At 65.0% G+C, this 2,886-nt stretch carries 2 protein-coding genes; one reads left to right on the forward strand and one right to left on the reverse strand.

The window, feature by feature from the left end:
• Window positions 1-94: 94 nt before the first annotated feature.
• Window positions 95-961, reverse strand: coding sequence for a nitrilase family protein (locus AC5JJ6_RS07155; RefSeq protein ID WP_496041372.1), 867 nt, complete (start codon window positions 959-961; stop codon window positions 95-97).
• Window positions 962-1,286: 325 nt separating this feature from the next.
• On the opposite strand from AC5JJ6_RS07155, the gene AC5JJ6_RS07160 reads away from it, so the two are divergent.
• Window positions 1,287-2,886, forward strand: a 1,600-nt coding sequence (locus tag AC5JJ6_RS07160) for a PAS domain S-box protein (protein ID WP_496041373.1), incomplete at its 3' end; no start/stop codon positions are given.

The raw sequence follows: 2,886 nt of genomic DNA on the forward strand, positions 1-2,886 counted from the left end.
CTCACGCCTCGTCGGTCGGGTAAAGCGAAGCGGCACCCGACGAGCAGGCGCGTCGGGTGCCGCTTCGCTTTACCCGACCTACGCATCAGTCTTTTCAGTACCAGCCGGGACGCGTCGGCGTACCGAGCATCTCCGGGTAGAGGTCGGTCCTGCGGTCCCGCATGACCTGATTGAAGCTGTTCCAGGTACGTTGGCGCCGCGCCGCCGAGAGATTGCACACGGCGGTCACCGTGCCGGGCTCCGACACGCTGGCGGGGCCGGCGACGGGCCAGCCGTTGGGGTTGACGATCAGGCTCTGGCCGATGAAAGGCTGGCCGCGTTCGGTCCCGATCCGGTCGCAGGCGGCGACGAACATGGAGTTGCTGTGGGCGGCGGCCATGCACAGGATGTTCGCCATCGCCGGGGCGTTCGCGGGCTGTTCGGCCATGGGCACCCAGTTGGTCGGGACGCAAACGAGATCCGCGCCCTGGAGCGCCAGCAGGCGCCATGCCTCGGGGAACCAGCCGTCGTAGCAGATCAGGACGCCGATCCGGCCGAACGGTGTGTGGAAGACGGGAAAGCCTAGGTCGCCGCGCTCGAAGTAGAGTGCCTCCGCGTTCCAGAGGTGGTTCTTGCGGTAGGTCCCGATCAGTCCCTTCGGCCCCAGCACGACGGTGCTGTTGTAGAGGCGGTCATCCTGCCGCTCGATGAAGCCGGCGACGATGTGGATGTCCATGTCGGCTGCCGCCGCTCTCCAGGCGGCGATGGAGTTTCCGGTCTCCACCGTTTCCGAAAGCTCGTAGGCTTCCTCACGGGAGTTCAGCACGTATCCCGAATTGCAAAGCTCCGGCAGGACGATCAGCTTAGAGCCGCCCGCCGCCGCATCGCCGATCAGCGAAACGCTGGTCGCGACGTTCTGCTCCGTTTCACCGATGCGCGGTTCGAATTGTATGCAAGAGATTTGGACTTCCGCTTCGCTCATCCCGTTAACTCTCCCTGCCGATCGGACCGCCCGGCGGTGGGCCGACATCCGCGCATTCCCCTGGAATACCTGGAAGCTGCCTCGGCATCATAGCCGTGGCGGAGCACTGGTATTACCAGCTGCGTTAATAATCCTGAATTCCCAATACCGTATTAGGGCCGATGTTCAAGGGGCTTGATGGGAGTAGCCGCGCAGATATCGTGGTGCCGGATCGCACCGGGATCATACAACCCCGGTACGGATGGCCAGTCTAACCAAAAGTGGTCCTTTAATTTTTTCCTTAGAGATAAGGTTGTAAACTCCCTCCCGGAACAGGGGAGACGACATGCTCAATATCCGCATCAGCCATATCACGGCACTCTTGACGGTCCTTGCCGTGATCTGGGGAGCTATCGGCACATTCCTGATCGTCGAGCGGGAAACGGCGTTGAAAGCAGCGGAGCGTGAAGTCTCGAACCTGGCCCAGGCTTTGGAGCGGCAGTCCTTCTGGCTGTTCGCAAATGCCGAGCAACTGCTTCGTACGGTTCGGCACGACATCGAGACCGATCCTGGCCAGCTCGACCTGAAGCGTTCGCTGGCGCAGCAGGCGTTCCTGCTGGACGTTGCGGTGCAGGTCTCGGTCGTCGACCGCGACGGTTTCCTGGTTGCCTCCACTCTCGATCTGCCTCCGGACGGCCGGGCCGGTTACCTGGATCAAAGCCACATCTCCGTACACATCGCTCGGGACACCGGGGCGGCATTCGTCGGGCCGCCCGTCATGGGCCGCAATTCGGGAAAGTGGTCCCTGCCCGTTTCCATGCGGGTCAACGCACCCGACGGCGGCTTCGGCGGGGTGGTCGTGGTCGTGCTGGACCCCTATGCGATATCCAACCAGCTCCGGGCCTTCGACTTAGGGCCGGGCGGCATCGCGACCCTTGCCGGGCACGATGGCGTCGTGCGCACCCGCTCCAGGACGACGCTCGATGATCCGAACGGCCTGGGCCAGTCAATCGCGACGGCCAAGGTGTTCGAACTGCTCAAAACCGAGCCATGGGGCAATTACCGCGCCACCGGCGTCCTCGACCGGGTCGACCGGGTCTTCGCCTACCGCGACCTGCCCTCCCCTTTTCCCCTCGTCGTTCTCGCCGGGCGCTCCGTCGACGACATCCTTGTCTTCTGGCGCAAGGTGGCGATCTGGATGGCCGGCGCCGGCGCCGTCATCTCCCTCGTCGCCGTCGCGGCCGCAGTCCGTCTTGCCGGCTTGGCCGCGGAGAGGGAGCGTCAACGCCGATCGCTGGAAGAGACGGAGGCGAAGTTTCGTGCCCTCACCGAACTGTCCGCCGACTGGTACTGGGAATGCGATGCCGCAGGCCGCTTCACGGAGATGTCGAAAGGCATTTCCCGGATCGGACTCGACCCGGCACGGGTTCTCGGGCGCACCCGGCGCGAAGTCTCGGCGGCGCCTGACGATCCAAGCTGGGCAGAGTACGAAGCCGTGCTGGCCGCCGGGCAGCCGTTCCGCGACTTCCACTACGATATCAACGGCGCCGACGGAGCGCTTCGGCACATCTGCATCAATGGCGAGCCGATCGTCGGGCAGGACGGCGGCTTCCATGGTTTCCGGGGCTCCGGACGCGACCGCACGGGTGAGGTGGAAGCCTTCCGCCGGGTCGAGCAGGAAGAGGTCCGCCTGGCGACGCTGGTGCGGACGGTCGGCATCGGCATCGTGGTAGCCGATGCCATGGGCCGTATCCGCCTGTTCAACCCGGCAGCCGAGCGTCTGTTCGGCTGGTCGGCGGCGGAGGTGACCGGCCGGTCGGTGGACGTGCTGATGCCGACGCTGCAGGGTACCGGCTATACGCCCTTGATGCGCCACGATGTCGGAATCCGGAACGAGTCCGTGGCCGGCACCAGCCGCGAGATCGAGGCGGTGCATCGGGACGGGA

This window comes from Skermanella sp. (assembly GCF_059503625.1).